At 64.3% G+C, this 26,899-nt stretch carries 26 protein-coding genes; 16 read left to right on the top strand and 10 right to left on the bottom strand.

Going from position 1 to position 26,899, the window contains the following annotated elements; genetic code table 11:
- The first annotated feature begins 17 nt into the window (after positions 1–17).
- From QTL98_RS07625 to ppdK, 7 genes are all read left to right on the top strand, one after another.
- Positions 18–248: a putative signal transducing protein gene (locus tag QTL98_RS07625; protein ID WP_445681620.1), complete on the top strand. Its 231-nt coding sequence runs from the start codon at positions 18–20 to the stop codon at positions 246–248.
- On the top strand, positions 245–1,015 hold the full coding sequence (locus QTL98_RS07630; RefSeq protein WP_445681621.1) for a tRNA1(Val) (adenine(37)-N6)-methyltransferase: 771 nt from the start codon (positions 245–247) through the stop codon (positions 1,013–1,015). Before QTL98_RS07625 ends, QTL98_RS07630 begins: the two co-directional genes overlap by 4 nt.
- 69 nt (positions 1,016–1,084) lie before the next feature.
- Positions 1,085–1,939 carry a S49 family peptidase gene (locus tag QTL98_RS07635; protein WP_445681622.1) on the top strand — a complete coding sequence of 285 codons (855 nt, stop codon included), beginning with the start codon at positions 1,085–1,087 and terminating at the stop codon, positions 1,937–1,939.
- A 57-nt stretch (positions 1,940–1,996) separates the two neighbouring features.
- Positions 1,997–2,221 carry a hypothetical protein gene (locus tag QTL98_RS07640; protein WP_445681623.1) on the top strand — a complete coding sequence of 75 codons (225 nt, stop codon included), beginning with the start codon at positions 1,997–1,999 and terminating at the stop codon, positions 2,219–2,221.
- Positions 2,222–2,360: 139 nt separating this feature from the next.
- Positions 2,361–3,272 (top strand): glycine--tRNA ligase subunit alpha, encoded by a 912-nt coding sequence (locus QTL98_RS07645; protein WP_445681624.1) that lies wholly within the window; start codon positions 2,361–2,363, stop codon positions 3,270–3,272.
- A 31-nt stretch (positions 3,273–3,303) separates the two neighbouring features.
- Positions 3,304–5,385 (top strand): glycine--tRNA ligase subunit beta, encoded by a 2,082-nt coding sequence (glyS, locus tag QTL98_RS07650; protein WP_445681625.1) that lies wholly within the window; start codon positions 3,304–3,306, stop codon positions 5,383–5,385.
- A gap of 11 nt (positions 5,386–5,396) precedes the next feature.
- Positions 5,397–8,078, top strand: a complete 2,682-nt coding sequence (ppdK, locus tag QTL98_RS07655) for a pyruvate, phosphate dikinase (protein WP_445681626.1) — start codon at positions 5,397–5,399, stop codon at positions 8,076–8,078.
- 4 nt (positions 8,079–8,082) lie between these two features.
- Here ppdK and QTL98_RS07660 read toward each other — a convergent pair whose 3' ends face one another.
- Complete coding sequence (locus QTL98_RS07660; protein ID WP_445681627.1) at positions 8,083–8,694, bottom strand: UbiX family flavin prenyltransferase; 612 nt, start codon at positions 8,692–8,694, stop codon at positions 8,083–8,085.
- 208 nt (positions 8,695–8,902) lie between these two features.
- On the opposite strand from QTL98_RS07660, the gene QTL98_RS07665 reads away from it, so the two are divergent.
- A complete protein-coding gene (locus QTL98_RS07665) occupies positions 8,903–9,076 on the top strand; it encodes a YdcH family protein (protein ID WP_445681628.1) in 174 nt (57 codons plus the stop codon).
- A gap of 198 nt (positions 9,077–9,274) precedes the next feature.
- On the opposite strand, the gene QTL98_RS07670 is transcribed toward QTL98_RS07665, so the two are convergent.
- The 3 genes from QTL98_RS07670 to QTL98_RS07680 form a co-directional block, all read right to left on the bottom strand.
- Positions 9,275–9,895, bottom strand: a complete 621-nt coding sequence (locus QTL98_RS07670) for a DUF1013 domain-containing protein (RefSeq protein ID WP_445681629.1) — start codon at positions 9,893–9,895, stop codon at positions 9,275–9,277.
- Positions 9,896–10,067: 172 nt separating this feature from the next.
- The gene (locus tag QTL98_RS07675) at positions 10,068–11,084 is read right to left on the bottom strand and encodes an NAD(P)H-quinone oxidoreductase (protein WP_445681630.1); all 1,017 of its coding nucleotides are present in this window, start codon (positions 11,082–11,084) and stop codon (positions 10,068–10,070) included.
- 96 nt (positions 11,085–11,180) lie between these two features.
- Entirely contained in the window at positions 11,181–12,122 is a 942-nt protein-coding gene (locus QTL98_RS07680; protein ID WP_445681631.1) for a nucleoside hydrolase, read from the bottom strand.
- Between the two features lie 120 nt (positions 12,123–12,242).
- On the opposite strand from QTL98_RS07680, the gene QTL98_RS07685 reads away from it, so the two are divergent.
- The 3 genes from QTL98_RS07685 to fumC all read left to right on the top strand — a co-directional run bounded on the left by QTL98_RS07685 (position 12,243) and on the right by fumC (position 14,691).
- Positions 12,243–12,431: a DUF1192 family protein gene (locus QTL98_RS07685; RefSeq protein ID WP_445681632.1), complete on the top strand. Its 189-nt coding sequence runs from the start codon at positions 12,243–12,245 to the stop codon at positions 12,429–12,431.
- 100 nt (positions 12,432–12,531) lie between these two features.
- Positions 12,532–13,110, top strand: coding sequence for a PA14 domain-containing protein (locus QTL98_RS07690; RefSeq protein ID WP_445681633.1), 579 nt, complete (start codon positions 12,532–12,534; stop codon positions 13,108–13,110).
- Positions 13,111–13,287: 177 nt separating this feature from the next.
- Positions 13,288–14,691 carry a class II fumarate hydratase gene (gene fumC / locus QTL98_RS07695; protein ID WP_445681634.1) on the top strand — a complete coding sequence of 468 codons (1,404 nt, stop codon included), beginning with the start codon at positions 13,288–13,290 and terminating at the stop codon, positions 14,689–14,691.
- Positions 14,692–14,788: 97 nt separating this feature from the next.
- On the opposite strand, the gene QTL98_RS07700 is transcribed toward fumC, so the two are convergent.
- The 4 genes from QTL98_RS07700 to QTL98_RS07715 all read right to left on the bottom strand — a co-directional run bounded on the left by QTL98_RS07700 (position 14,789) and on the right by QTL98_RS07715 (position 18,274).
- Entirely contained in the window at positions 14,789–16,120 is a 1,332-nt protein-coding gene (locus tag QTL98_RS07700; protein WP_445681635.1) for a serine hydrolase, read from the bottom strand.
- Positions 16,121–16,270: 150 nt separating this feature from the next.
- Positions 16,271–16,966 (bottom strand): sulfotransferase family 2 domain-containing protein, encoded by a 696-nt coding sequence (locus tag QTL98_RS07705; protein ID WP_445681636.1) that lies wholly within the window; start codon positions 16,964–16,966, stop codon positions 16,271–16,273.
- 90 nt (positions 16,967–17,056) lie between these two features.
- Positions 17,057–17,353, bottom strand: a complete 297-nt coding sequence (locus tag QTL98_RS07710) for an NfeD family protein (protein WP_445681637.1) — start codon at positions 17,351–17,353, stop codon at positions 17,057–17,059.
- Positions 17,354–17,365: 12 nt separating this feature from the next.
- Positions 17,366–18,274: an SPFH domain-containing protein gene (locus QTL98_RS07715; RefSeq protein ID WP_445681638.1), complete on the bottom strand. Its 909-nt coding sequence runs from the start codon at positions 18,272–18,274 to the stop codon at positions 17,366–17,368.
- Between the two features lie 176 nt (positions 18,275–18,450).
- On the opposite strand from QTL98_RS07715, the gene argS reads away from it, so the two are divergent.
- From argS to QTL98_RS07740, 5 genes are all read left to right on the top strand, one after another.
- Positions 18,451–20,211 carry an arginine--tRNA ligase gene (argS, locus tag QTL98_RS07720; RefSeq protein WP_445681639.1) on the top strand — a complete coding sequence of 587 codons (1,761 nt, stop codon included), beginning with the start codon at positions 18,451–18,453 and terminating at the stop codon, positions 20,209–20,211.
- Between the two features lie 369 nt (positions 20,212–20,580).
- Entirely contained in the window at positions 20,581–22,092 is a 1,512-nt protein-coding gene (locus QTL98_RS07725; protein WP_445681640.1) for a tripartite tricarboxylate transporter permease, read from the top strand.
- Positions 22,089–22,583: a tripartite tricarboxylate transporter TctB family protein gene (locus tag QTL98_RS07730; protein WP_445681641.1), complete on the top strand. Its 495-nt coding sequence runs from the start codon at positions 22,089–22,091 to the stop codon at positions 22,581–22,583. Before QTL98_RS07725 ends, QTL98_RS07730 begins: the two co-directional genes overlap by 4 nt.
- Positions 22,584–22,613: 30 nt before the next feature.
- Positions 22,614–23,585: a Bug family tripartite tricarboxylate transporter substrate binding protein gene (locus QTL98_RS07735; RefSeq protein WP_445681642.1), complete on the top strand. Its 972-nt coding sequence runs from the start codon at positions 22,614–22,616 to the stop codon at positions 23,583–23,585.
- Positions 23,586–23,702: 117 nt separating this feature from the next.
- Positions 23,703–24,989, top strand: coding sequence for a LysR substrate-binding domain-containing protein (locus QTL98_RS07740; RefSeq protein ID WP_445681643.1), 1,287 nt, complete (start codon positions 23,703–23,705; stop codon positions 24,987–24,989).
- Between the two features lie 30 nt (positions 24,990–25,019).
- On the opposite strand, the gene QTL98_RS07745 is transcribed toward QTL98_RS07740, so the two are convergent.
- Both QTL98_RS07745 and QTL98_RS07750 read right to left on the bottom strand, forming a co-directional pair.
- Complete coding sequence (locus QTL98_RS07745; protein ID WP_445681644.1) at positions 25,020–25,904, bottom strand: periplasmic binding family protein; 885 nt, start codon at positions 25,902–25,904, stop codon at positions 25,020–25,022.
- Positions 25,901–26,767 carry an amidohydrolase family protein gene (locus tag QTL98_RS07750; protein ID WP_445681645.1) on the bottom strand — a complete coding sequence of 289 codons (867 nt, stop codon included), beginning with the start codon at positions 26,765–26,767 and terminating at the stop codon, positions 25,901–25,903. Before QTL98_RS07750 ends, QTL98_RS07745 begins: the two co-directional genes overlap by 4 nt.
- Positions 26,768–26,899 lie beyond the last annotated feature (132 nt).

Raw genomic sequence — 26,899 nt, forward strand, 5'->3', positions numbered from 1 at the left:
ACGGGAGAGAAGGTTTCATGCGCGAGTTGCTGCGCACCAATGACGCGGTTGCCATCAGCTGGGTGGACGCCCTGCTGTCAGGCGAAGGTATCTCCTGTCTTGTGCTCGATCAGCACACCTCCGTTCTCGAAGGCTCCATCGGGATTATTCCGCGCCGCATCATGGTGGATGCAGATGACTGGCGGCAGGCACGCCGCCTGATCGCCGAAGCCGGGGAGGGGGCATTGCTGCCGCCCGAAGCGCCGTGACCATTCCTCCGCCCGGCTTGCCGGAGGGACTGGAGACGACCGTGGACCCGCTGCTTGGCGGGCGGCTGCAGCTTGAGCAGCCGCGCCGGGGCTACCGCGTCGCTATTGACCCTGTCCTGCTGGCAGCGGCCTGTCCGGCCGGGGCGGGGGACCTGGTGCTTGATGCCGGCTGCGGCACGGGTGCTGCGGCACTTTGCGTTGCCGCACGCGTGCCGGGCGTGCACCTTCTCGGCCTTGAGCTTCAGCCGCTCCATGCCGCGCTCGCCCGCGCCAATGCTGCGCGCAATGGTGTTGACGGCAGCTTTTCCGTGCTGGAGGGCGATCTGGCCCGACCGCCGAAAACGGCACTGGTCGAGGCCGACCATGTCATCTCCAACCCGCCTTTTGCGATAGCCGGGGCCCATACTTCGGCGGCGGAGCCGGCACGCGCCATCGCCCATGGCGAAAGCTCTCTGGAGCTGGACGGGTGGATTGCTGCCTGCCTGCGGCGCACCCGCTCGGGCGGCTCGTTGACCCTGATCCATACCGCCGGCCGGCTCGATGCCATTCTTGCGGCCCTTTCCGCCAAGGCGGGCGCGGTTGAGATCCTTCCGCTCTGGCCACGGGCGGGAGCGGAGGCCAAAAGGGTGATCGTGCGTGCGCGCAAGGGCGGGCGGTCTGCGGCCCGGCTTCTGCCCGGCCTTGTGCTGCACCGGGAGGATGGCAGCTTCACCGAGGCAGCCGATGCGGTGCTGCGCCATGGCGCGGCGCTGGATTTTGGCAGCTGAACGCCTGCCCTTGCTGCGATGTGTCACGGCTCTTGTGGGGCGGCAGCCGCTCGCTTACATCGGATGGTCATGAAAATCCTCAGCCGCCTTGGCCAACTCATTCCCTCCCGCCTCAAGCGCAAGCGTGCGCCGCGGGTTGCGGTTCTCCGCCTCTACGGCACCATTGCGCCCGGCCGCCGGGGATTGCGCGGTGGCGGGGATATCAACATGGCCGGGCTGGAGCCCCTGCTGGAGGAGGCCTTTTCCGTTGGCGGGCTTTCGGCGGTGGCGCTTGCCATCAACTGCCCCGGCGGGTCGCCGGCCCAGTCCTCATTGATCGCAGGACGCATCCGCGAGCTGGCAGCGGAACACGAAGTGCCGGTGCTGGCCTTCTGTGAGGACGTGGCGGCCTCGGGCGGCTACTGGCTGGCAGCCGCGGCCGACGAGATCTTTGTCGATCCGGCGTCTCTCGTCGGCTCCATCGGTGTCGTTTCCGGCGGTTTCGGCTTCAACCGGGCGCTGGAAAAGCTGGGCATCGACCGGCGGCTTTATACCCGCGGCGAGCGCAAGGCCATCCTGGACCCGTTCCGCCCGGAAAAGCCGGAAGACGTGGCTGAACTCGACCGCATGATGGGGGCACTGCACAGCCTCTTCATCGATCATGTCAAGGTGCGCCGGGCGGGGCGCATTGACGCGGAAGACCAGAAACTCTTTTCAGGTGCCGTCTGGGTGGGGCAGGAGGCGGTAACGCTCGGCCTTGCCGACGGTATCGGCGAGATGCGCTCGGTCCTGCGCCAGCGCTTCGGCAAGAAGGTGAAGCTGCGCGAGATGGCGCGCCCGCGCTCGCTACTCTCCCGCTTCGGCCTTGCGGCCGGGTCTGCTCTGGCGGACGGCGTGGTGGATGCTGCCGAACGCAAGGCGCTGTGGGCGCGTTTCGGATTATAGGAAATTTGGTGCCGCCCCCTGAAGCGGGGCAGGCATCATTGAACGGGACAGTACCTGATGGGTTTTCTGAGCAAGTTCCTGCTGGTGGCGATTGCCATCTTCGTCATTTACCGCCTGCTGCGGAACGCGGTAGTCGGCAACCGGCCGCGCGGTCAAGCCCGGGAACAGGAGCGTCCGGCCCGTGGTTCGGCGCAGAAGGCGCAGGTAACCGACCTTGTCGCTTGCCCGAAATGCGGTGCCTATCACGATCCCGCGCGCCCGCATGAGTGCTCGCGCGCCTGATCTGTCTGCTTTTTCGCGCTTTTTCATGCGGCAGGGCAGCATTCCGGCTGTTATCTGACCTTCACATGCCCCTTGCTCTTGCTCTAGGGTGCGTGGCTCAAACTTTGCCTCTTTCCTATTTGAACCGGTGAAAGCGCCCATGGCCTCGCCCAGCACGACGAGCGCGGACAAGATCAACCCGCTTGCCTTCCAGAACCTGATCCTGAAGCTCCAGAACTTCTGGGCCAAGCAGGGCTGCGTCATCCTGCAGCCCTACGACATGGAAGTGGGCGCCGGTACCTTCCATCCCGCCACCACGCTGCGCGCGCTCGGTCCCGAGCGCTGGGCTGCCGCCTATGTGCAGCCGTCGCGCCGCCCGTCCGACGGGCGTTATGGCGAGAACCCCAACCGCCTGCAGCATTATTACCAGTTCCAGGTCATCATGAAGCCCTCGCCGGAAAATGCGCAGGAGCTTTATCTGCAGAGCCTCTACGAGCTCGGCGTCGACCCGGCCCTGCATGACATCCGCTTTGTCGAGGATGACTGGGAAAGCCCGACGCTGGGTGCCTGGGGCCTTGGCTGGGAAGTGTGGTGCGACGGCATGGAAGTCAGCCAGTTCACCTATTTCCAGCAGGTGGGCGGCATTGAGTGCGACCCGGTTTCCATGGAGCTCACCTACGGGCTTGAGCGTCTGGCCATGTATATCCAGGGCATCGAGAACGTCTATGAGCTGGACTTCAACGGCATGCCCGGTGAAGCCAATATCAATTACGGCCAGGTCTATCTGCAGAACGAGCAGGAATTCTCGGCCTTCAACTTCGAATATGCGGATGTGGAAACCATCTTCCGCCATTTCGAGGATGCCGAGCGCCAGTGCCGGGCGCTGGTAGAGAAGGGCCTTGCCCTGCCGGCCTACGACTACTGTCTCAAGTCCTCGCATCTCTTCAACCTTCTGAATGCGCGTGGCGTCATCTCCGTCGTCGAGCGGGCCGCCTATATCGGCCGTGTGCGCACGCTGGCGAAGATGTGCTGCGAGACCTGGCTGAAGAGCCGCACCACCAAAGCTGCCTGACCGGCCACCAAGACAAGCGAGCCTCAACAAAATGGCCGAACTGCTTTTCGAACTCTTCTCCGAGGAAATCCCCGCCCGTATGCAGGCGCGCGCCGCAGAGGATCTGGCGCGCCTTGTCACCGAGGGCCTGAAGGCCGTGGACATGGCGCCCGCCAGCACCCGCGCGCTGGTAACGCCGCGCCGCCTGACGCTGGTGATGGACGGTCTGCCCGAGCGCTCGCCGGATGTGGCGGAAGAGCGCCGCGGCCCCCGTGCCGGCGCCCCGCAGCAGGCCACCGATGGTTTCCTCAAGGCCAATAACCTGGACAGCCTTGAGGCGTGCGAACTGCGCGATACCGGCAAGGGCGAGTTCTATTTCCTTACCATCAACAAACCGGGCCGCCCGCTGCGCGAAGTCCTGTCGGACATCCTGCTGAAAGCGGTGGCCGAGCTGCCCTGGCCCAAATCCATGCGTTGGGCGGATCGCCCCTTCCGCTACGTGCGCCCGCTGCACAGCATCATTGCGCTGGTCGATGGCAAGGTGCTGGAAGGCGCGCTCGACATGAGCGGCAAGCTGCTGGCTTTTGGCAACGAGACGCGCGGCCACCGTTTCCTCGCGCCCGATGCCTTTACCGTGACCGGTTTTGCCGATTATGAGGCCAAGCTGCGCGCCGCCCGTGTGGTGCTGGACCGTGAGGAGCGCAAGCGCCTGATCCTTGAGGGTGCAACCGCTCTTGCTGCGGAAAAGGGCCTTGAACTGGTGCCGGATGACGGCCTGCTGGAAGAACTGGCCGGCCTTGTGGAATGGCCGCGCCCGCTCATCGGCCGCATCGACGATGTGTTCATGGAAGTGCCGAAGGAAGTGCTGGTCACCTCCATGCGCTCCCATCAGAAGTACCTTGCCGTGCAGGAAAAGGGCGGCAAGCTCGCCCCCTGGTTCATCGCGGTTGCCAATGTCGAGACCGCTGATGGTGGTGCGGCGATGCGGCAGGGTTATGAGCGCGTGCTGCGTGCCCGCCTCTCCGACGCCCGCTTCTTCTGGGACCAAGACCGCAAGCACCGGCTGGAAGAAAACCTGCCGCAGCTGGAAAAGATCGTTTTCCACGCCAAACTCGGCACGCTGTCCCAGCGCGTCACCCGCATGCAGGCGCTTTCTGCCGAGATTGCGCGCCGTCTGGGCGGCGATGTAGCGGCGGCGCGCAGCGCGGCTGAACTGGCCAAGGCCGACCTCGTCTCCGGCATGGTCGGCGAGTTCCCCGAGCTGCAGGGCGTGATGGGCCGCTATTATGCGCTCCATCAGGGTGAAAGCGCCGTGGTGGCCGATGCCATCGCCACCCACTATTCCCCGGCCGGCCCGTCGGACGATTGCCCGTCCGCGCCGGTGGCCGTTGCTCTGGCGCTGGCCGACAAGCTGGATACGCTCGCCGGCTTCTTTGCCATTGGCGAGACGCCGACCGGTTCCAAGGACCCCTATGCCCTGCGCCGTGCCGCTCTTGGCGTGATCCGCATTGTGCTGGAAAACGGGCTCACGCTCAGCCTTTCAGAACTGTTTGCCGAAGCCCATGCGCTTTACGGGCGCAGCGATTTTGCCCCGGCAGCAGATGTGGTGGCGCAGCTCGGCGCTTTCTTCGCCGACCGTCTCAAGGTCTATCTGCGCGACCGTGGCGTGCGGCATGACATGATTGCCGCCGTGCTGGCGCTGGGCGGCGGGGACGATCTGACCCGGGTCGTGGCCCGGGCAAAGGCACTGCAGGATCTGCTCGGCAGCGACGATGGCGCCAACCTGCTGGCAGCCTATCGCCGGGCCGCCAACATCGTGCGTATTGAGGAAAAGAAGGACGGCCCGCATGACGGCGCTGTCGATCCCGCCCGCTTTGCGCAGGGTGAGGAAAGCGCGCTGCATGAGGCGCTCGACGCTGCCGCCCGCGGGGCGGAGCCGGCAATTGCCGGCGGCGCCTTCGAGGATGCGATGCGGGCTCTTGCCACGCTGCGCCAGCCGGTCGATGCCTTCTTCGACAAGGTGACGGTCAACGCCGACGATCCGGCCTTGCGGGTCAATCGCTTGCGCCTCTTGTCGAAAATCCGCGCAACCCTCAACATGGTGGCGGATTTCTCCCAGATCGAAGGCGGCTGACGTATTTAATCATGCCCAGATGGGTCCACAGCTTCGCAAGAGGTGCGGTCGCCCGGGGCGTCTTTGAAGGCACGCCTGTGTCGCGCGAGGCGCTGGGTATGCAGGCGGCCCTGCTGGCTGATGCCGCTGCCCTTGATCTGCCGGTCCCCCCCGGATTTACCATCGAGGCCGGCGCCAGCGTTGCCCTGCTCAAGGGTGGCGATTGGCCCTCCGATCTGAAGGCACAGGTCGAGGCCGCGCTGATGGAGCTGGAAGTGCGTTCCGGCTCCCGCCTTGGCGGCAGTGAATACCCGCTGGTGGTGGCGGTAAGGCTCGGCGCACGTGAGCGTTTGCCCGGCCTGCCACGGGCCATTCTGGGCGTCGGCCTCAATGACCAGACGGTCGAGACGCTGGCACGCCGCAGCGGCAATGTCGGCTTTGCCTACGAGGCCTACACCCGTTTCATCGCCTCCTTCGCCGTGACGGTGGAAGCGCTGGATCCGGCGCTTTTCGAGGAAGCGCTGGCAACGGCGCGGGGCGAGTCCGGTGGCCGGCTGGACGATATCGGCTGGCGCAGCCTTGCGGGGCGCTTCAAGCGCATCTTCGTGGCGGAGGCCGGCGCACCTTTCCCGCAGGATGTGCGTGAGCAGTTTGACCGCAGTGTCGATGCCGCCCTGCGCGCCTGGGGCGGGCGGCGCCTGATGCTTCACCGGCAGATCAACAATATCCCCGAAGGCTGGGGGGCGGCGGTTACCGTGCAGTCCATGGTCTTTGGCGCCCTGGGCTCCCCCGCCGGCCTTGCCCTTGCCAGTTCGCGCGATCCGCGCAGCGGCGCCCCGGGTATCGTCGGTCGCTGGCTGCCAGGCGCGATGGGCGATGAGCTGGATCAGGACGGGTTTGCCGAGGCCCCGATTGCCCGTACCGAGGAGGAACGGCGCCGCACGCCCGAGCAGCCGCTCAGCGAGGCGCACCCCGATGTCTTCAACCAGCTGAGCGAGATTGCCGCCAGGCTGGAGCGGCACTGGCACGACATGGTGGAATTCGACACCGTGGTCGAGCGCGGCAAGGTCTATCTTGTTGGCGTGCGGCCGGGCCGGCGCAGCGTGCGCGCGGGCCTGCGCATTGCCGTTGATCTGTGCCGTGACGGGGTAATCGACAAGGCCGAGGCGGTAACGCGGGTGGACCCGGCGTCGCTCGACCAGCTTCTGCATGCTTCCATCGATCCGGCAACGCCGCGTCAGGTGCTGACGCGCGGCATCGGCGCCTCGCCCGGAGCGGCAACCGGGCGGGTCGTGTTTTCGGGCCTTGAGGCGCAGCGGGTTGCCCGCAAGGGGAACCCCTGCATTCTGGTACGGATGGAAACCGGCCCGGACGATGTGCATGGCCAGCATGCCGCCTCCGGCGTGCTGACGGCCCGTGGCGGCATGACCAGCCACGCCGCTGTGGTGGCGCGCGGCATGGGCAAGCCCTGCGTGTGCGGTGCCGGCGAGCTGCGTATTGATGAAGAGGCAGAGACCATCAGCATTGGCGGCCATGTCATCAAGGCCGGCGAGAAGATCTCCATCGATGGGTCGACCGGAGAGGTGATCATCGGTGCAGTGGCGCTGGTACAGCCGGGGCTTTCAGCAGATTTCCTCCAGCTCATGGAGTGGGCGGACAGTTTCCGCCGGCTGCGGGTGCGCGCCAATGCGGATACCGCGCGCGATGCCTGGGCGGCGCAGAAGTTCGGGGCCGAGGGCATCGGCCTTTGCCGTACCGAGCACATGTTCTTCGAGGGGGACCGTATCGTCGCCATGCGGCGGATGATCCTTGCCGAAGACGAGGCGGCCCGCCGTGAAATCCTGAGCCAGCTGCTGCCGATGCAGCGGGCGGACTTTGCCAAGCTCTTCCACATCATGCGCGGCAAGCCTGTCACCATCCGCCTGCTTGACCCGCCGCTGCACGAGTTCCTGCCCAAGTCCGACCGCGAAATGGAGGAGATTGCCCATATCTCCGGCACTGATCTCGCCCGTGTGCGCCGCCGTACCCGCGAGCTGGCAGAGGCAAACCCGATGCTGGGCCACCGGGGTTGCCGTCTCGGCATCTCCTATCCCGAAATCTACGAGATGCAGGCGCGCGCCATCTTCGAGGCGGCCGAGCAGGTGTTCGCCGATACCGGCGAGACGGTCATTCCCGAAGTGATGATCCCGCTCGTCGGCACGGCCCGCGAATTCGAGATTTTAAAGCAGGTGGTGGTCAAGGCGGCGGCCGAGGTGCAGTCCGCGCGCGGCGCCTGCAATCTGGAATATCTCGTCGGCACCATGATCGAGCTGCCACGGGCCTGCTTGCGAGCCCATGAGATCGCGCTGGCCGCCGATTTCTTCAGCTTCGGCACCAACGACCTGACGCAGACGACCTATGGCATGAGCCGCGACGACGCGGCCTCCTTCCTCGGTGCCTATCAACGGGCCCAGGTGTTCGAAACCGACCCCTTCGTCACCATTGACCGGCAGGGCGTCGGCCGCCTTATCCGCATGGCGGTGGAAGAGGGGCGGGAAGCGAGCTACGAGAAGGGCAAGCTGCTGCATCTGGGCGTGTGCGGCGAACACGGCGCCGACCCGGCTTCCGTACTGTTCTTCGAGGAAATCGGCCTCGATTATGTCTCCTGCTCGCCCTTCCGCGTGCCGGTGGCGCAGCTGGCGGCGGCGCAGGCGGCCTTGCGCACGAACCGCTAGAAAATCAGCTCTCGCCCCAGCGCCGCAGCCGCCCCGTATCCAGCCCGAAGAGGTCGAGCACCCGGCCGACGGAATGGTCGATGATGTCATCCACCGTCTGCGGCTCGTGATAGAAGGCGGGCAGCGGCGGCGCGATGATGGCGCCCATTTCGGCAAGCTGCGTCATGGTGCGCAGATGGCCCAGATGAAAGGGCGTCTCCCGCACCATCAGCACGAGGCGCCGGCGCTCCTTCAGCACCACATCGGCGGCGCGTGAGGTGAGCGAGGTGGTCACGCCGGTAGCGATCTCGCTCATGGTCCGCACGGAGCAGGGGGCGACGATCATGCCGAGGGTGCGGAACGAGCCGGAAGAGATGGGCGCGGCGATATCCTGCTGCGGGTGCACGACGGAGGCGAGGGCGCGCACATCGGCCACCTTCATGTCCGTCTCGTGCGCCAGCGTGATTTCCGCCGACTTGCTCATCACCAGATGGGTTTCGACCCCAAGGCCGCGCAGCACTTCCAGCAGGCGAATGCCATAGATGATGCCGGAGGCGCCGGTAATCGCCACGATGATGCGCTGGGTGTCGCCGGGCGTGGGGCCTGAGCTCGGGCCAGAGACAGGAGAAGCGGACATTCTGGTCAGCCTTGCGGGCGGGTGGGGACAGTCAGCGGGTGTGAAAGATGGTTCGTCATTTTCCCGTTACCGTTGCGTGACAATGGCGGGCGGCCTGTGCCATCCTTCCGGTACCGGGCAGCAAGATCCGGCGCGGCCTTTCTAAATGGCCGTGATCCCGAGGATGGGCAATCTAAATCCAGCCATCACTAGTGGGAGAGCGCAAAACATGTCGAATGAAGCGCGTATTGATAGCCTGATGCAGCGTCATGCCGGCCTTGAAGCCCAGCTGCATGCTGAAGAGACAAGGCCTGCTCCCGACGCATCCGCCCTTCACAAGCTGAAGTGCGAAAAACTCAAGATCAAGGACGAGATCGCCCGCCTGAGCGGCAGCATCCACTGACGCTAAGGAAAGCCTGCTGGCCGCCCGGGTGGAGGGCGAAGGCAAGGCGCGATGGCGACTGACAGGGAGTGAGCGGCGTTCAGGAGAACCTGCCCCCTGATCCTCCCAAAAAAAGAACCGGCGTGAAGCCTTTTATTGGCGCACGCCGGTTCATTTGTTTTGGGCTTATGGGCCGGTCAGGCCGGCCCGTCCCGTAACTCAGAAAATCTTGGACGGATCGAAGTTGAAGTTGCTGGACCCGCTGTCATGCGGGGCGGCTTCTTCATGCTCGACTTCGTCGTCGTGGGTGATCGGCTTCATCTTGGAGCCGCTCTTGGCAAGCTCGGCCGCCATCTCGGCCTCGGAGCACAGGCCGAGCAGGATGGGGTTGCGCGGCTTGATGTTCGGCGAGTTCCAGTGGGTGCGGTCGCGCACCGAAGCGATCGTCGGCTTGGTGGTGCCGACAAGGCGGGAGACCTGCGTGTCGGTCAGTTCCGGATGGTTCTTGACCAGCCAGGCCACCGCGTCGGGCTTGTCGCCGCGCTTGTTGACCGGCACGTAGCGCGGGCCCTTGGTGCGGGCTGCCGGCTCCGGCAGGTCGCGCTTGGCCATGACAAGGCGCAGGGCGGGGTTCGCCTCGCAGCGCTTGATCTCTTCTGCCGTCAGCTGGCTGGTGGCGATGGGGTCAAGGCCGGTCATGCCGGGGGCGACTTCGCCATCGGCAATGGCCTGGACTTCGAGCGGATGCAGGCCGCAAAAGGCAGCGATCTGATCGAAGGTCAGCGCCGTGTTCTCAACCAGCCAGACTGCCGTGGCCTTGGGCATGAGGGGCTGTGCCATTAAAAATTCCTCCGCGGAAAACGAAACCTGCTGTTCATGTTCCGGCCTTGCTGCAAGCCGCTGATGCTGGATAAACCCGTAGCGCCCGCGCACCCCCGGATCAAGGAGGCGCCCTGTCTGCCGAAACCAGTAATAGCCGGAAGAAAGGGTAGCGGGCCGTTGAAGGTGGGCTTTACGCGTCCAGCGTCAGGACGATCTTGCCGACATGGCCACTGCTTTCCATCAGCTTATGGGCTTCGGCAGCGGCTGCCAACGGGAAAGTTCGGTCGATCACGGCTTTGATGCGCCCGGCGGCGATCTCGGGCCAGATATGCTCTTCAAGCGCCGCGGCGATGGCGGCCTTGAAGGCCGTGGGGCGCGCCCGGAGCGTAGAGCCGGAGATGGAAAGCCGTCGCCGCATCACCTGCGCGAAATTGACCGCCGCCTTGCTGCCGCCGAGGAAGGCCAGGAGCGAAAGCCGGCCATCGTCGGCCAGTGCATCGAGATCTCGCGGGATATAGTCTCCTGCCACCATGTCGAGGATGACATCGACGCCGCGCCCGTCCGTGGCCGCTTTTACCGCGCCGACAAAATCCTCCTCGCGGTAATTGATGGCGAGATCAGCCCCCAGTGCGAGACAGGCGGCGCATTTTTCGGCACTGCCCGCTGTCACGAAAACCTTTGAGCCAAGGGCCTTTGCCATCTGGATGGCGGCAACGCCAATGCCGCTGCTGCCGCCATGGACCAGCAACGACTCGCCGGGCTTGAGGGCCGAGCGGTCGAACACATTGGTCCAGACGGTAAAGAAGGTCTCGGGCAGGGAGGCGGCCTCGGTAAAGCTCATCCCCTCCGGGACCGGCAGGCACTGGCCGGCGGGCACTGCGGCATAGGCAGCATACCCGCCGCCGGCCATCAGCGCGCAGACCTTGTCGCCGATCTTCCAGCGTGCGGCGCCTTCTCCCAGCGCCACGACCGTGCCGGCCACTTCCAGCCCCGGAATGTCGCTGGCGCCGGGCGGCGGGGCGTACTGGCCCTTGCGCTGAAGCACGTCCGGCCGGTTGACGCCTGCCGCCGCTACCTTGATCAGCACCTCTCCCGGGGCCGGCTGCGGCACGTCGCGCCGGGCCGAGGTGATGACATCCGGGCTGCCCGCGCCATCAAAGAGGATGCAGTCCATTTCGGCGGGCAAGGGGGCGTCGGCGAGGGTCATGTCGCGGGATATCTCCGAAGGATCGGGAAAGGGTGGGCCGGTCGGGCCACCTTCCTGAAAATGGGGCCTGCCGCCATTGCGGCAAGACCCCGGAGCTCAAAGCCGGCCGAGCCGGTCGATGATGGTTGTCATGTAACCTTCGGCGTCGATGTCACGCAGAACGAGGGCATTGGCCGGCTTGCCGGTTACGCTCCACCAGTCGATGATGGTCATGCCGAGCGTATCGGGGCTGCCAGTCTCCACGGTCACATTGACGCGCCGCCCGTTCGGGAAAAACTCCGGATGCATCAGCCAGACAAGGGTTGTCGGGTCATGCAGCGGGCCGCCGTCCCAGCCATATTTCTGCTCGTCGAAGCGCTTGTTGAAGCTGAGCAGATGATAGAAGACCTCGGCCAGTTTCGTGCCCTTCGCGCGCAGCCGCTCCAGCCGTGCGGCGGTGGTGCGGGCCTGATGGGTGCAATCGAGCGGGATGAGGGTGAGGTTGGCACCGCTGGTGAAGACGCGGGCTGCCGCCTCAGGGTCGACATAGATGTTGAATTCGGCCGCCGGGGTGACGTTGCCGCCTTCCGACAGCGCGCCGCCCATGATGACGATTTCCGCCAGATGCTCCGCAAGGCGAGGCTCACGCGCCATGGCGAGGGCGATGTTGGTGAGCGGCGCCAGCGCGCAGATCGTGACCGTCCCCTTGGGCCGGCTCATCACCATCTCCACGATGGCTTCCGGTGCAAAGCCGGCCGCGGGCTTTGCCACCGGGTCCGGCAGGTCATACCCGTCAAACCCGGTATGGCCATGGACATATTCCGCCGTGATCAGCGGGCGCACCAGCGGGGCCGATGCACCGGCATAGACGGGAATATCCGTGCGCCCGGCAAGTTCCAGCGCCTTGAGGGCATTCTTCGTCGTGAGGTCGAGCGGCACATTGCCGGCAACCGTGGTCACGGCCAGCAGCTCGAACAGTTCCGGTGCCGCAAGGGCGGTGAGGAAGGTGACGGCGTCGTCGGGCGACGGATCGGTATCGATGATGAGGGCACGGGTCATGGAGGTCTTTTGCCGGAAAAGCCATGGGCAGGCGGGAGAAGGCCCTTGCATACGAAAAGCCGGTGGAGGCACACAAGCAAAAGCCCGGAACGCCGACGGGCCCATAACAGGAGGATGCTCATGGACGCCGAAGATCTGGAGCCGCGCCGCAAGGTAAAACAACCGCTGGTGCTGGATCGTTTATCCGTCGAGGAGCTCAGGGAATATCGCGCCGAGCTTGAAGCCGAGATCGCTCGTGTCGACGACGCGATCAAGGACCGCCGCGGCCATATCGCCGCCGCCGAAGCGCTGTTCCGCAAGCCGGACTGAGGCACGCTGCCGCGGCAGACCCCGGTCGGGCTTGCCGTGACCGGCAACGGGCCGCCATGATGGTGTCCGGGGAGCTTCAAAAAGGGGAGAATGAGGGGAGATGGACCGCGTGTTCGGGATTGTCAGGCGGCACCTTGCCGCCAGCCTCGCTGCCGGCGCACTGATGCTGCCGGTAGCCGGCCATGCCGCCGTGCTGGCCGATGCCGGGTCACTGCAGCCCGGCCTCGGCGCGATGTATTATTTCTATCCGATGCGCAGTCTCGATGGCGTCGAGGATTTTGTCGCCGACAGCAAGGGCCGCGCCGGCGATCCTGTGCCCAACCTTGAATACAAGGCGGTTGGCGGGCGCGTCATGACCTCGCGGCTCGTCGATCAGGTACTGGCCGATCTCAAGGGCTATCTGAACTTTCCGGCAGCCGGCAGCTATCGCTTTCAGGTCGAGTCGAATGACGGCGTGATCATCCAGCTGGATGGCAAGGAAGTCTTCAAGGCCGACGGCGTACATGCCGATCTCCTGTCCGACCCGTTCGAGCTTCAGGTGGACGAGGCCGGCTGGCACGAGCTGCACATCTATTATTTCGAGCACAAGGGCACCTCGACGCTCAGGATGCTGCGTCAGGCACCGGGCGACGGAGCCCTTGCCATCGTGCCGCCGGCGGATTTCGCTCACAGCCCGTAAGGGTGCGAGACTGTCGCATCTTGGTCTTGGCGGGCCATGCGTGCTAGAACGCCGGCACCATTCCGCCGTCCGGCGGCCGGGCCTTCCCGCCCCGCCTGCCGGCTTTTCCGACGACCGTCCGGACCCAACGGGCCCCGCCCCCGGGATTGCCCAAGGCCGGCAAGGAGTTCGCAAGTTATGGCCGATACGCCTGCCATGCGCATTGAAACCGACACCATGGGTGCCATCGAGGTGCCGACCGACCGCCTGTGGGGCGCGCAGACCCAGCGCTCCCTGCAGAACTTCAAGATCGGCGGCGAGCGCATGCCCGCTCCGCTGGTGCGCGCGCTCGGCATCATCAAGAAGGCCGCGGCTCTGGCCAATATCAAGCTCGGCGCCATCGACGGCAAGCTGGGCAATGCGATTGCCGAAGCCGCCGAAGAGGTGATCGATGGTTCGCTGATCGAGCATTTCCCGCTGGTTGTCTGGCAGACCGGTTCCGGCACCCAGTCGAACATGAATGCCAACGAGGTTATCGGCAACCGCGCCTCCGAGCTTCTGGGCGGCGAGCGCGGCACCAAGAAGCCGGTGCACCCGAACGATCACGTCAATATGGGCCAGTCGTCGAACGATACCTTCCCGACGGCCATGCACATCGCGGCGGTGGAGCAGATCCATCACGAGCTGATTCCGGCGCTGGAGCATCTCCAGGCGGCGCTGGAAGCCAAGTCCGCCGAGTTCAGCGACATCGTCAAGATCGGGCGCACCCATCTGCAGGATGCAACACCGCTGACGCTGGGCCAGGAATTCTCCGGTTACGCCACCCAGGTGAAGTACGGCATCACCCGCATCCGCGCGACGCTGCCGCACCTCTACCAGCTGGCCCAGGGCGGCACTGCCGTTGGTACCGGCCTCAACGCCAAGGTTGGTTTTGCCGAGGAATTCGCCGCGCAGGTGGAAGGCATTACCGGCCTGCCCTTCGTGACCGCCGAGAACAAGTTCGAGGCGCTGGCCGCCCATGATGCGATGGTCGAGGCCTCCGGTGCGCTCAACACCATCGCCGCTTCCTTCATGAAGATCGCCAACGACATCCGCCTGCTGGGCTCGGGCCCGCGCTGCGGCATCGGTGAGCTGTCGCTGCCGGAGAACGAGCCGGGTAGCTCGATCATGCCGGGCAAGGTCAACCCGACCCAGTCCGAAGCCATGACGATGGTGTGCGCGCAGGTGATGGGCAACCATGTTGCCGTGACCGTTGCCGGCGCCACCGGCCATTTTGAACTCAACGTGTTCAAGCCGGTCATCATCTTCAACCTGCTGCAGTCGATCCGCCTCTTGGCTGATTCCGCCCGCAGCTTCACCGATAACTGCGTGGTCGGCATCGAAGCCAACCGCGAGCGCATCAACAAGCTGCTCAATGAGTCGCTGATGCTGGTGACCGCGCTCAACCCGCATATCGGCTACGACAATGCGGCCAAGATCGCCAAGACCGCCCACAAGGAGCATTCGACGCTGAAGGAGACCGGCATCAAGCTCGGCCTGCTCACCGCCGAACAGTTCGACAGCTGGGTGCGTCCGGAGAACATGGTCGGCCCGCGCAAGTAAGCGCCGACCCTCCCGGTTCGGGCAAAAAAAGACCCCGCCGGAGCGATCCGGCGGGGTTTTATTTTCCGCCCGCCTGACGGGGCGGAGGGAGGAGAGGTTATTGCAATGCCGGCTCGCGCAGTACGCGCAGCAGGGAGCGGTAGGCGAGGGTAAAGCGGTCGCTGTCCTGCTCGCCGCCGTCGGCGGCATTCCAGCTCACCACCACGCAATGTACGCGGGCATCGCGGGTCACGAGGCGGGTGGCATAGGTCAGGGCACCCAGTTCGCTGCCGCCGGAAAAGCCCACGGCGCTTTCGCCATTTTCCTCATCCGGGGTATCACCGGCCGCCGCATTGCCGGCTGCGGTAAAGAAGCTGAGGCCGGCGGTTTCTTCCAGCAGGCGGCAAAGCCGCTCCGGCCCCACCTGCCACTCACTCTCGAAACGCTGGTCGCCGCCCGTAAGGGCAAAGGGCTCCGGCCGCGGCAAGGCGGCGAGCCTCTCCAGCACCTCCAGCCGGGTGGCGGCGTCTCCCTCGGCCCAGCGGCCGGCAAGCTCCTCGGTTGCCGCGTCGCGTAGCTTGAAGACTTCGAGCGTGGTGGGAACCGGCCCCTCGACGCCAAGCTTGGCGGCCACGGCATCGCGACCGACGAAATGCATCAGCATGTCGGTCGCCGTGTTGTCATTGCCGGTGATCATCAACTGGGCAAGACTGGCAAGGGTCAGCGGCGTATCGGCCGGCCAGTCCTGCAGGATACCGCCCGGCAAGGAGCGATCTGCTTCACCGAGGCGCAGAACGGTGTCCCAGGTAACATCCCCGGCCCGGACCTTGTCCTGTACAGCGGCCAGCACTCCCAGCTTGAAGGCGGAGCCGACGGCGGGCGGGCGGCCCTTGGTGCGCACCTCGTGGGTCTGCCGGCCATCCCGCTCCATGCGCAGGGAAAGCTGGCCGGGCAGGGAGAGCAGGTCGGCCAGCACCTCGGCGAAATTGGCGAGCCGTTCGGGCGGGTCGAACAGGGCGACACTGATGGCGCCCTGTGCATCCAGCTTCAGGCGGACGGAAAGCTGGGCTTTCGCCAGATGCAGGCTGTAGCGCTCTTCATCTCGCGGAGTGATCTCGCCCAGCGGGCCATGCTCGCGCAGCAGCGCCTCCACCTGCGGGGCAATCTGCTCCAGCGTCTCGATGCTGCTGTAAAGTTCGCCGGTGCGCGGAGTGTCGAACAGCGCCGCCAGCAGCCGGCAGACCTTCTGGCGGTGGCTTTGCGGCGGAGCGGCCGCCAGCTCGGCAGTGGGCGGGGCAAGGGAAAAGATGGCCGGCATCAGCGGGGCAGGGCGGCCGCGTGCTCCGGTGCCAGGGGGCGTGCCGGACGGGCGCTCGGGGCGCATCATGAGCGGCAGGCGCTGGCGGCGAACGGCCGGCGCGGATGGTTTGGTGATCTCTTCAAGCGGCATAACCTCATCCCCCTCCTCGAAAGCGTCAGGGAAATATGGTCAGGGGGCTGCCGGGCCATTTGGGGGCCTCAAAACGGTCGCGCTGTGGCGCTGTGACTACAGTGTTACCGGCTCTGCCCCCATTTCGCCCAAGGGCTTAAGAGGCTTTCATTATTGGGCCGCGACCTTTGCGGGCCGATAGAGTACGCCGTTTTGCATGACGAGTTCATGAAGCTGGCGGTCCAGCCGGGTCTTGTGCATGAGGTCGATCAGATTGGCCTCTGTCAGCCGCTCATCCGTCTTGGTTGACTCGTTGCTGTGCGGAATTTCTGCATCCGCCGGCACGATGTCGAACTCCTTGAGCTTGTCGACGAAGTAATTCATCTGCTCGACGGCGCCGATCAGATTGTAACGCGAGAGCGCAAAATTGAAGCGCTCCTGCGTCATCAGCGTGCTGTCCGGCGGGGTGTCCAGCAGGCAGATGCGTTCGACCTGCGAGTTGCGCGTGTAGAACGGAAAAATCTGGTACTGGTAGATGTCATTGATGTTCAGCGCTCGTGTTTCTGCATCCTGGTGCATGCGCTGATTGTTGAATTTGGAATAGAAATAGACCGAATTGAACCGGGAGACCGGATCACGCATCAACGTGAAGAGAAAGTGGCGACCAGAGAGAAACTCCTGCGCCATCGCTTCCGGGGGGCTCAGGAAGTGGCCAGAAATACAGTCGATCTCATTGCCGTGCAGGTCGAGCCAGATCTGGCTCCAGTTGACCGGGTGGCAGATGCGGTAGCGGTCGCCAAAACGGGCCCGCAGCAGGTCGGTGACAGAACTGCCACCGCATTTGGCCAGATGGTTGAAGATGATCATCGCGCCGGCCCGCTTTCATCCCGCTGATATTTCGGCGTCAAAAAGATTACCGCCGGCATCCCCCGGCGGCAAATCATTCCCCGGCAGAGCTCAGTATTCATTGATGTCATCGGCCTTGCTGCCCTTGCGTCCGCTGGGGAAATAGCGGCGCAGGAGGAAGGCGAAGGCCACGGAGAGGACGGCGCCGATGGCAAGGGCGCCATAAAGGCCAAGCGTTTTGCCCTGCAGGGCAAACAGCACCTCGTCAATCACCCCTGTCGTCACCGTGCCCAGGGCAAGCGCCAGGAAAATGAGTGCCCCTGCGCTGACCAGTTCGATGCCGACGAAGACGAGGGCGATGACGGCATAGACCACCCAGAGCGGGATATCGATGCTGCCGATGATCATGACCGGGTACCCTTACTTGTCGCGGGAGAAGCTGATGAGTTCGGAGACCACATTGAAGGCGGAAGTCCCTTCATAAGGAATGACCACAAGCTTGGCGTTGGAAGAGGCAGCGACCTGGGAGAGGCCGTTCACCTGCTGCTTGGCGATCTCGAAGGCGGCGGCCTCCTTGCCATTGGCGGCAATTGCCTCACCCACAAGGCGGGTGGCTTCGGCTTCTGCCGCGGCCTGGATACGGCGGGCCTCGGCTTTTTTCTGCGCGACATAGAGCTCGGCATCTGCCGCAAGCTCGGCGGCGCGCTTTTCACCTTCGGCCTTGGCGATGACGGCGCGGCGTTCGCGCTCGGCGTTCATCTGCTTGTGCATCGCCTCACGGGTGGTGGGGTCGAAATCGACATCCACGATCTCACAGCGGGTAATGGCGATGCCCCATTCCTCCGCGGTGGCGGCCAGATCCTCGATCAGCTTGTGATTGATCTCGCTGCGTCTCGACTGGATGCTGTCGAAATCATAACCGCCGATGATCGAGCGCACGGTGCCGGTCACGGTGGTCATTACCGCAGCATCGATATCGCGGATGCGGTACACGGTGAATTCGGGCTGGAGCACGCGGTAGAAGGTGCTGATATGCACCATCAGCGGCGCGTTTTCCGAGGTGATGACGGAAAGCTCCTCGACCGGCAGCGGCCGTTCCAGCACATCCACCTTGTGGCGCACATGGTCAATCAGCGGAATGATCAGGTGCAGACCTGCCGGCAAGGTGGCGCGGTACTTGCCCATGCGCTCCACCACCCAGTTCTGGCTCTGCGGGACGATCTTCACCGCCTTGGTAAGGCCGATGAAAACCACGATCGCCAGCACGATCAGGGCGATGTTCGGTCCGCCCACATCGCTGAAAAAGGCTTCATGAAGGTCTATCGGCATCGAGGGGCCCTTACCGTGGGTTGCAGTGTGTTTCAGCCGTTATGATCGCTGCGCGCGAGAGCGGCAAGCTCGATGCGGCCGGCACAAGGCTGGCGGCCCTTTGCAAGGGCGGGCCGCTGATGCTAAAGCCCAAGCTCATTTTTGCTTTTTCTTGCCCCAAAACCACCAGGCCGCCGATGCCCTCGCTCCTTAACGATCTTTCCGACATTGTCTCCGCAGCTTTTACCGAGCTTGGCCTGCCGGCCGAACTGGGCCGCGTGGGCGTGTCACAGCGAGCCGAGCTCGGGCAGTTCCAGTGCAACGGCGCCATGCCGGCGGCCAAGCAGGCGGGCAAGAACCCGCGCGAGATTGCGGAACAGGTGGTGGCGAAGCTCGCCGGCCATCCGATGCTGGCGAAGGTCTCCATCGCCGGGCCCGGCTTCATCAATCTTGACCTCAGCGACAAGGCGCTGGCCGAGCGTATTGCGGCCGTTGCTGCCGATGAGCGTCTTGGCGTGCCGGCCAAGGACAAGGAGATGGTGGTCGTCGACTATGGCGGCCCCAACGTCGCCAAGGCCATGCATGTCGGCCATCTGCGTGCGGCGCTGATTGGCGAGAGCCTGAAGCGCCTGATGCGTTTTAGCGGCGACGAGGTTGTCGGCGACGTGCATCTGGGCGACTGGGGCCTGCCGATGGGCCAGCTGATTGCCGAGCTGGAGCTGCAGCATCCCGATTGGCCCTATTTTGCCGAAGGCAATGGCCCGTTCCCGGCCGAAAGCCCGGTCTCCATCGAAGATCTCGAGGTGCTCTATCCGCAAGCCTCCGGCCGCTCCAAGGAAGATCCGGAGTTTCTGGAGAAAGCCCGCCGTGCCACTGCCGCGCTTCAGGCCGGCCGGCCCGGTTACCGTGCCCTGTGGCAGCATTTCTTCGACGTGTCTGTCGCCCGCCTGAAGCAGGATTATGGCGCGCTGGGCGTGACCTTTGACTGGTGGCAGGGAGAAGCGGCGGTCAATGACCTGATCGCCCCGATGGTCGATGAGCTGAAGGCCAAGGGTCTTGCCGAGGAGAGCGATGGCGCGCTTGTCGTGCCGGTTGCCGAAGAGGGCGACAAGAAGGAAATGCCGCCGCTCATCCTCTACAAGTCGGATGGTGCAGTGATGTATGGCACGACCGACCTTGCCACCATCGTCGACCGTCAGGCCAAGGTTAAGCCCAACGCCATCATCTATGTGGTGGATCAGCGCCAGGGCCTGCATTTCGAGCAGGTATTCCGCGCCGCCCGGAAAGCCGATCTCAGCCCCGGTACGCTTTATGAGCATGCCGGCTTCGGCACGGTGAACGGTACAGACGGCAAGCCCTTCAAGACCCGCGCCGGCGGCGTCATGAAGCTGGGCGACCTTATCCGCATGGCAACCGAAGCGGCGGCCGCCCGTATCGAGGAAGCCGGCCTTGCCAAGGACCTGCCGGAAGCCGAGCGGGCTGATACCGCCCGTCAGGTGGGGCTCGCCGCGGTCAAGTTCGCCGATCTCTCTAACTGGCGTGCCACCAACTATATCTTCGACCTCGACCGCTTTGTGCGCTTTGAGGGCAAGACGGGCCCCTACCTCCAGTATATGGGCGTGCGCATCAAGTCGCTGCTGCGCAAGGCGGCAGACCAGCAGGCCCTGCCCGGGGCGCTGATGGAACCCGCCGCGGCGGAAGAGCGCGACCTCGTGCTGCACATGCTGCGCCTCAGCGACGCCATGGAGCGCGCCTATGAGCGCCGCGGGCCGAACGAGATCGCCGACTGGGCCTATGAGCTGGCGGCGGCCTTCAGCCGCTTCTATGCGGCCTGCCACATCCTGTCCGAGAGCGACGGCGCGCGCCGTGCTTCCTGGCTCACCCTCAGCGCCACGGTGCTGAAGCAGCTGGAACTGGTGCTGGACCTGCTCGGCATCGAAATCCCCGAGCGGATGTAATCGCGCGGCCTTCCGTAGCCCCGGTTATTTGACGTTACCCAGCATCCTGCTTGGTCCCGGAGGGCTCGCAGGGTGCCGCATTGCACCGTGCTGGAACCGGTGCCGCCCGACCGCGCCAAGCACGAAACTTATAATATCGCCCTAGTTAAAATTGGGGTGCTGCCGACTGCCGGTGCTAAATCGATGATGTCGATTTGATATGCCCGACAGCGCCATTGGCCTTGAGCAATCAGATCGGGGAGGAACGAGACGCCGGATTAATGGCCACAGAAGATGGTCGCTCTAGCCCTGTTGCCAGCCTTTGAAAATGACTGCGCTCTCCTCCCGTTCTTATAAGCGTTCGGCCAGTCCCGGGAGGATGTGTGACAGATGTTTGAGGCTATCAGCGCGTCATTTAGCGGCCTGATTTTTTCCGGGGGTATTCTCTACCTCTGTATCGGCACCTTTGTCGGCCTGCTCTTCGGTATCATTCCCGGCCTTGGCGGACCCACCGCGCTTGCCCTGCTGATCCCGCTTACCTTCGGCATCGACACCCATTCGTCGATGTTCCTTGCCGGCGCCATCATGGGTGCTGTGCCGTTCGGCGGATCGGTTACCGCCATCCTTATCAATACGCCGGGTACGGCGCCGAATGCGGCAACGGTCTTTGACGGTTACCCGCTGGCGCGTCAGGGCAAGGCGGGTCTTGCGCTTGGCGCTTCCGGGGCGGCGTCGGCCATCGGCGGTCTGCTGGGCGTGCTGGTGCTGTTTGCCGTGCTGCCCATTGCCCGCGACGTCATTCTCGCCTTTGCCCCGCCGGAATTTTTCATGCTCGCGGTGCTGGGCCTCTGTGCCATCGCGGTTTCCACCGAAGGCAAGTTCCTGCGCGGGTTGATTGCCGCCGGTGTCGGCCTGCTCATCGCCGCTATCGGCTACGACGATATCAGCGGTGCGGTGCGCTTTACCTATGGGGTCGATTATCTCTGGGATGGCGTGCCGCTGGTGCCGGCGCTCATCGGTCTTTTCGCCATCGCCCAGATCCTCTCGCTTTATGTCGAGGGTGGCTCGATCAGCGAGGACCCGGGCAAGGTCAAGGTGACGCGGGTGATGGACGGCGTGAAGTCTGTCTTCACCCATTACCCGACCCTGCTGCGCGGCTCCGTTATCGGGGCGGTCATCGGCGCCATTCCGGGCGTCGGCGGTACCGTTGCGGCCTTCCTGTCCTACTCAACTGAAGTCCAGCTTTCCAAGGAGCCGGAGACTTTCGGCAAGGGCAATATCCGCGGCGTTATTGCGCCGGAATCCTCCAACAATGCCCGCGAAGGCGGCGCGCTGATCCCGACACTGGCCTTCGGTATTCCCGGCAGCGCTGAAATGGCTGTGTTCCTGGGCATGCTCGTGCTGCACGGGCTCCAGCCTGGGCCGGCCGTTCTGCTCGACCATCTCGATGTCGTCACCAGCCTCATGCTGTCGCTGGCCATTGCCTCGGTGCTGGCCTCGGTCTTCTGCCTGCTGGTGGCGCGCCAGCTGGCGGCGATCACCCTCATCGATGTCAGCTACCTGGTGCCAATCATCCTGTCGGTGTCGCTGGTCGGTGCCTATGCGCTCAACAGCAGCATGTATGACGTCATCGTCACGGTGATCTTCGGCGTCATCGGCTACCTGATGATCCGCTTCGACTATCCCCGTCTGCCGCTTGTTATCGCGCTCTTCCTGGGCGGGATCGTCGAGGTCAATTTCCGCCAGTCGCTGATGATTTCCAGCGGTGACTGGACGACCTTCTTCACCCGTAGCATCTCGCTCGTCCTCTTCATCCTCATTGTGGTCAGCCTGCTGCTGCCGCTCGTGCGGCAGGTCTTCAAGCGCCGTGCCGCCCGCTCCGGAAAGGAAATCAAGGCATGAACATCCGCGACCTTGCCTTCCGGTTTCTGCCGGCGCTGCTGCTTCTGGCCTTCACCCTTTCCTTTGTTGTGACCTCGTTCGACTACAAGGCGGATACCCGCGCCATGCCGCTGGTGATCGCCGTGCTGACCGTCGTGCTGCTGGTGCTGGAGCTTCTGGCCCAGCGGCGTGATCGGATTGGCGAGGTGTTGCGGCGTTTCTTTACCGGCAAAAGCCACCTGCCGGTGGGTACCCCGGGGAAAACGCCGTCGGTGGGCCGTGAAATCGGTGCGGTGCTGTGGGTTGTAGCCTTCCTGGTGCTTGCCATCCTGGTCGGCTTCTACATCGCCATCCCGGTCTATGTGTTCGCCTACCTCGCCATCTATGTGCGCAAGCCGCCGCTGATCTCCGCCATCACCGCGCTCGGCATCGTCGCACTTCTCTATGTGCTGTTCGAAGTGCTGCTGAGTTATCCGATTTTCAGCGGCGTCCTCTTCGGTGGCTACATGTAGGAAGTAAATTTGGGAACGGAGGGAATACCAATGAAGAGAAAAGCAATGTCTCGCTACCTGATGGGTGCCGCTCTTCTTGCCATGTCGGCGGTCGGGTTGGGTTCCGCCCCGGCGCATGCTGCCTGGCCCGATCATAATCTTACGATGATCATTCCAGCGAGCCCCGGTGGTGGTTTCGATACTTATGCCCGTGTGCTGGGAAAGGCCCTGGGTGATGTGCTCGGCGTTCAGGTGTTGCCGGACAACGTCTCCGGTGCTGCCGGGCAGCGCGGTGCAACGGCGGCCTATACCGCCCGCCCGGATGGTTACACCTTTGCCATCTTCAACATGCCGGGCATCGTCCAGCCGGTGCTGGCCGGGCAGCAGGTCAAGTACGACGTCGACAAGATCGACTGGATCGGCTCGATGGGGTTCGAGCAGTACATCGTCGTCGTGGCCAAGGACTCGCCCTACAAGACGATTGCGGACCTGAAAGCCGCCGGCAAGAAGGTTACCTTCGCGGCTTATGGTTCCTCCGGTGTCGCGGCCAACCGCATCCTGTGCAGCGAGGTCGGTCTCGATTGCCAGGTCATCTCCGGCTATCCGGGCAACAATGATGCCCTGCTGGGTGTCGTGCGCGGCGATGCCGTTGCTTCCGTCACCCCGATTACCACGGCGACTTCCTTCAACACCGGCGGCGACCTGCGCGGTTTGCTGCTGATGTCGGATGAATTTGTCGAGGCCTTTGCCGGCACCCAGCTGGCTTCTGAATCCGGTTATCCGGCGCTTGCCAATCTCGGTCTCATCCGTGCCTTCGGCCTGCCGCCCGGCGTGCCGGCGGATATCCATGATGCGCTGGCCGATGCGTTCCAGAAGGCCATGGTGAGTGACGAGGTCAAGCAGTGGTCGGCCAGCACCAACTCGCCGCTCCAGCCGATGGGCGCAGCGCAGCTCAAGACGCTGATCGCCGGCCAGACCGAGCTCCTGACCAAGTACAAGGACATCATCGGTACAGAGAACTGAGCCAGACGGTTCTCAAAGCCCCCGGATGGCGGCTGATGCCGCCATCCGGATCGGCCGCGTGCGTGATCGTCGCAGGCGGCCGCGTTGTTTTTTCTTGCCATGACCCGGGGTGAAGGCATGTTCATTCCAGATATCCAGGTCTTTGATGGCGAGCGCGGATCGATGCCGCTTGAAGCGGGAAACAGGCAGGAGGGGCTGACCCTCCACCCCCTTCCCAACTTGCGGCACCTGCGGGCGTTCCTGCTTGTGGCCGAAACCGGCAGCGTCAACCGGGCCGCCGAGCATGCCAACATCTCCCAGCCGGCGCTGACCCAGGCGATTGCCAGCCTTGAGCAGATTTTTGGCGCCGAGCTTTTCAATCGCCACCAGACCGGCATGTACCTGACCGCCGATGGCACCCGCCTCAAGGCGCGGCTGACCGAAGCCTTCGCCGCGCTGAGCGTCGGCCTTGGCGAGGCCGCGTCGGCGGCCATCGCGCCGGCTGCAAAAGCCGATCCTGCCTATTTTCTTACTGCCTCGCAGCTCAATGCGCTGACGGCCCTGCACCAGCTGGGGGATTGCCAGGCCGCGGCAACCCAGCTCGGCATTCTCGTTACCTCGCTTCATCGCAGCGTCCGCAGCCTCGAAGACAGGCTGTGTGCCAAACTCATGCTGCGGGCCGGTCAGGGGGTGCAGTTCTCTCGTGGAGGGACGGTTCTTGCCCAGCAGGCCAAGCTTGCCATGCGCGAGCTGGAACTGGCTTTCGAGGATATCGACTGGGCACGTGGCATCAATCGCGGTCGCCTGACCATCGGCGCCTTGCCGCTGACCCGCAGTTACATCGCGCCCAAGGCGCTGGTGACGGTAGCCACCCGCCATCCGGAATTGCGGGTGCGGCTGGTAGAGGGCTCCTACCCCGTGCTGCTGCGTGCCCTGTGCGAGGGGGATATCGATGTGCTGGTAGGGGCGCTGCGCCAGCCGGCGCCGGTGGCCGGCGTGCATGAAGAGCCGCTTTTCAGCGAAACCCTGCGCGTGGTGGCGCGGGCGGACCATCCGCTGGTCAGGGATAAGGGCATCAACCTCGACCAGCTGTTCCGCTTCCCGTGGGTTGCTCCGCGTATCGGCTCTCCCGCGCGCCGGCAGTTCGAGCTTCTGATGCAGGAAGCGGCCGTGCGCCCGCCAGTATTGCTGGAAGTCGCCTCGCACGATTCCGTCCGTGCCATCCTGTTCGAGAGCGACGCACTTGCCCTGCTGTCACCGGAGCAGATCCGCTACGAGGTGCAGAACGGGCAGCTTGCTGTGCTGCCGGTGGACTGGGCCATCCAGCCGCGTGCCATCGGCTATACCGTACGTTCGAACTGGCGGCCGACACCGGCGCAGCAGGAGCTGATAGAGGTGCTGAAGGAAACCTGCGCGCACCTCTAACCGCCCGCATCTGGTGCCGGATCTTGTCCCTCAGAGAAGGGCGAGGCTGTCGGCGAAGAACTCTTCTGCTGTCATCGCCTTGCTGATGAGGCCCTGATGCAGGGCGCTTTTCAGCAGGACGTCAATGGACGGCCGGATTGCCTCGAAGCCGACGGGGAACAGATCAAGTTCGCCTTCGGCAAATCGGGTCGCTTCTTTTGACGCCACGAACAGCGCCATCAGCTTGCGTACGGCTTCCGGATGCTGCCGGACAAAGTCCTGCGCAACGACGACAAGATGGTTGATCTGGACGATGCCATCGGCGGCAAACCGGGCCCGGGCGGCTTCATCCGGTGCCGGGATTACCGGCTGCACCCAATCTTCTTTCGGCAGGTCATTGCCGAAGATCGCAGCATCGATATCGCCATCTTCCAGCAATTTCAGCAGGTTCTTGCCGGTGTCCGTCATGGTGACGTTGGCCGGCGGATGGTAGCCGGCAACATGGGCCTCTTCGGTAGTGACCCAGTTAACCGCGCTGCTGAGAACGCCATATTCTCGCTCGAGGATGGCGCGCACCCAGGCGCCGGTCGTCTGGGTGTAAGCCCGCACCCCGACGCGCTGTCCAGCCAGATCTGCCGGGCGTACCGTGCCCCGGTTGGCGTTGAAGATAATGCATTTGTGCTGCAGGCGGGCTGCAACGGTAACCGGAAGCGGTACAATCGGATTGCCACTGGCGACGGCCTGAATGGCGGTGACGATAGCCAGCTCGCAGGCGTCGTATTTCTGTTCGCGCACCATCGGCGCGAAGACCTTGTGGATCGGGTCTGCCGTCAAATGCTCGAGGACGAGCGGCGCGGTGTCGAGCCGGCCATCCGTCAGGGCGGTTGTCGTGGCGTGTTTCGCCAGCATGAGCCGCAGGGGAATGGCGGCGCTCACTGCCGACCCCGCATGGTCTTGAGCACGGGGAAGAGAATTTCCGCGGTGCCGGAGAAGATCATTTCCCGGTCTTCGACCTTCAGCGTGGCAAAGGCGGTCCGGGCGGCCGCCACCAGATCGGGCATCGGCCGGTCGGCGGCAGGGAAGTTGGAACCCCAGGCAATGCGGTTTGCGCCAAAGCGGCCCACCAGCTGCGCCATGAAGGTCTCGACCGTGGATTTGCCCTGGGCTGCGGCTTCGATGTTGCGCAGCGTCAGCTTGAGATAGACGTTTGGCCGGTCTGCAAGGCTGAAGAGCTCGGAGGCGAGCGCGTAGGGCGCGCCATCTTCCAGCACCGGGCGGGCCAGATGGTCGAGGATCACCCGGACGTTCGGGAACTTCCCGATCAGGTTCTTCAGCAGCGGAATGCCTTCCGGCTGCATCTGCACCGCCACCGGGATGCCGGCATCGCTGGCATATTGCCAGGCCTTGTGCGAGCGCTCGTCGGCGAGCCAGGGCTGCTGGGTGGGCATGGTGCTGCCGGTGGAGAAGATGCGCATGCCGGTAAGGTTGCGGCTCTGCCAGTATTTGATCTTCTCGATCGCGTCGTCGGCCAGCAGGTCGGCGGAGAACATGCCGGTGAACCGCTCCGGATGGGCGGCGACGGCATCGGCCAGATAGCTGTTGTTATGCCCATAGGCGGTGGAGGCCTGGACGACCACGGCCTTGTCTATCCCGGCTTCATCCATCCGCGCGATCAGGTCCTCATAGGAGACCTGATGGCTCTGCGACCAGTTGGACTGCTTGCCGCCGAGCGGCGTCAGCGGATAGGTCGCGGTATCGGGAGAGATGACATGGGGATGGATATCTATGATTTTCGGCATCGTTCAATCTGCTGGTCCGTAATGCGCGGGCGGGAGGCCGCACGCCAATGCTGGACTGGATTCTCGCCGCGCTGTGCGCTACCCGCCTAATCAGAAGACGGGCCTTGTAATAAGTTATCGGGAAGGGCGCCC

The organism is Radicibacter daui (assembly GCA_030657355.1).
GTDB classification, from domain to species: Bacteria; Pseudomonadota; Alphaproteobacteria; order Radicibacterales; family Radicibacteraceae; genus Radicibacter; species Radicibacter daui.

Excerpts from the sequence above, each read along its gene's own strand:
- QTL98_RS07685 (WP_445681632.1), top strand. The coding sequence starts at position 12,243 with ATGGACGCCGAAGATCTGGAGCCGCGCCGCAAGGTAAAACAACCGCTG.
- QTL98_RS07710 (WP_445681637.1), bottom strand. The coding sequence starts at position 17,353 with ATGATCATCGGCAGCATCGATATCCCGCTCTGGGTGGTCTATGCCGTC.
- QTL98_RS07730 (WP_445681641.1), top strand. The coding sequence starts at position 22,089 with ATGAACATCCGCGACCTTGCCTTCCGGTTTCTGCCGGCGCTGCTGCTT.
- QTL98_RS07725 (WP_445681640.1), top strand. The coding sequence starts at position 20,581 with ATGTTTGAGGCTATCAGCGCGTCATTTAGCGGCCTGATTTTTTCCGGG.
- QTL98_RS07635 (WP_445681622.1), top strand. The coding sequence starts at position 1,085 with ATGAAAATCCTCAGCCGCCTTGGCCAACTCATTCCCTCCCGCCTCAAG.
- argS (WP_445681639.1), top strand. The coding sequence starts at position 18,451 with ATGCCCTCGCTCCTTAACGATCTTTCCGACATTGTCTCCGCAGCTTTT.
- QTL98_RS07735 (WP_445681642.1), top strand. The coding sequence starts at position 22,614 with ATGAAGAGAAAAGCAATGTCTCGCTACCTGATGGGTGCCGCTCTTCTT.
- QTL98_RS07670 (WP_445681629.1), bottom strand. The coding sequence starts at position 9,895 with ATGGCACAGCCCCTCATGCCCAAGGCCACGGCAGTCTGGCTGGTTGAG.
- QTL98_RS07675 (WP_445681630.1), bottom strand. The coding sequence starts at position 11,084 with ATGACCCTCGCCGACGCCCCCTTGCCCGCCGAAATGGACTGCATCCTC.
- QTL98_RS07625 (WP_445681620.1), top strand. The coding sequence starts at position 18 with ATGCGCGAGTTGCTGCGCACCAATGACGCGGTTGCCATCAGCTGGGTG.
- QTL98_RS07680 (WP_445681631.1), bottom strand. The coding sequence starts at position 12,122 with ATGACCCGTGCCCTCATCATCGATACCGATCCGTCGCCCGACGACGCC.
- fumC (WP_445681634.1), top strand. The coding sequence starts at position 13,288 with ATGGCCGATACGCCTGCCATGCGCATTGAAACCGACACCATGGGTGCC.
- QTL98_RS07700 (WP_445681635.1), bottom strand. The coding sequence starts at position 16,120 with ATGCCGCTTGAAGAGATCACCAAACCATCCGCGCCGGCCGTTCGCCGC.
- QTL98_RS07715 (WP_445681638.1), bottom strand. The coding sequence starts at position 18,274 with ATGCCGATAGACCTTCATGAAGCCTTTTTCAGCGATGTGGGCGGACCG.
- QTL98_RS07690 (WP_445681633.1), top strand. The coding sequence starts at position 12,532 with ATGGACCGCGTGTTCGGGATTGTCAGGCGGCACCTTGCCGCCAGCCTC.
- QTL98_RS07750 (WP_445681645.1), bottom strand. The coding sequence starts at position 26,767 with ATGCCGAAAATCATAGATATCCATCCCCATGTCATCTCTCCCGATACC.
- QTL98_RS07660 (WP_445681627.1), bottom strand. The coding sequence starts at position 8,694 with ATGTCCGCTTCTCCTGTCTCTGGCCCGAGCTCAGGCCCCACGCCCGGC.
- QTL98_RS07705 (WP_445681636.1), bottom strand. The coding sequence starts at position 16,966 with ATGATCATCTTCAACCATCTGGCCAAATGCGGTGGCAGTTCTGTCACC.
- QTL98_RS07640 (WP_445681623.1), top strand. The coding sequence starts at position 1,997 with ATGGGTTTTCTGAGCAAGTTCCTGCTGGTGGCGATTGCCATCTTCGTC.
- QTL98_RS07645 (WP_445681624.1), top strand. The coding sequence starts at position 2,361 with ATGGCCTCGCCCAGCACGACGAGCGCGGACAAGATCAACCCGCTTGCC.
- QTL98_RS07740 (WP_445681643.1), top strand. The coding sequence starts at position 23,703 with ATGTTCATTCCAGATATCCAGGTCTTTGATGGCGAGCGCGGATCGATG.
- ppdK (WP_445681626.1), top strand. The coding sequence starts at position 5,397 with ATGCCCAGATGGGTCCACAGCTTCGCAAGAGGTGCGGTCGCCCGGGGC.
- glyS (WP_445681625.1), top strand. The coding sequence starts at position 3,304 with ATGGCCGAACTGCTTTTCGAACTCTTCTCCGAGGAAATCCCCGCCCGT.
- QTL98_RS07665 (WP_445681628.1), top strand. The coding sequence starts at position 8,903 with ATGTCGAATGAAGCGCGTATTGATAGCCTGATGCAGCGTCATGCCGGC.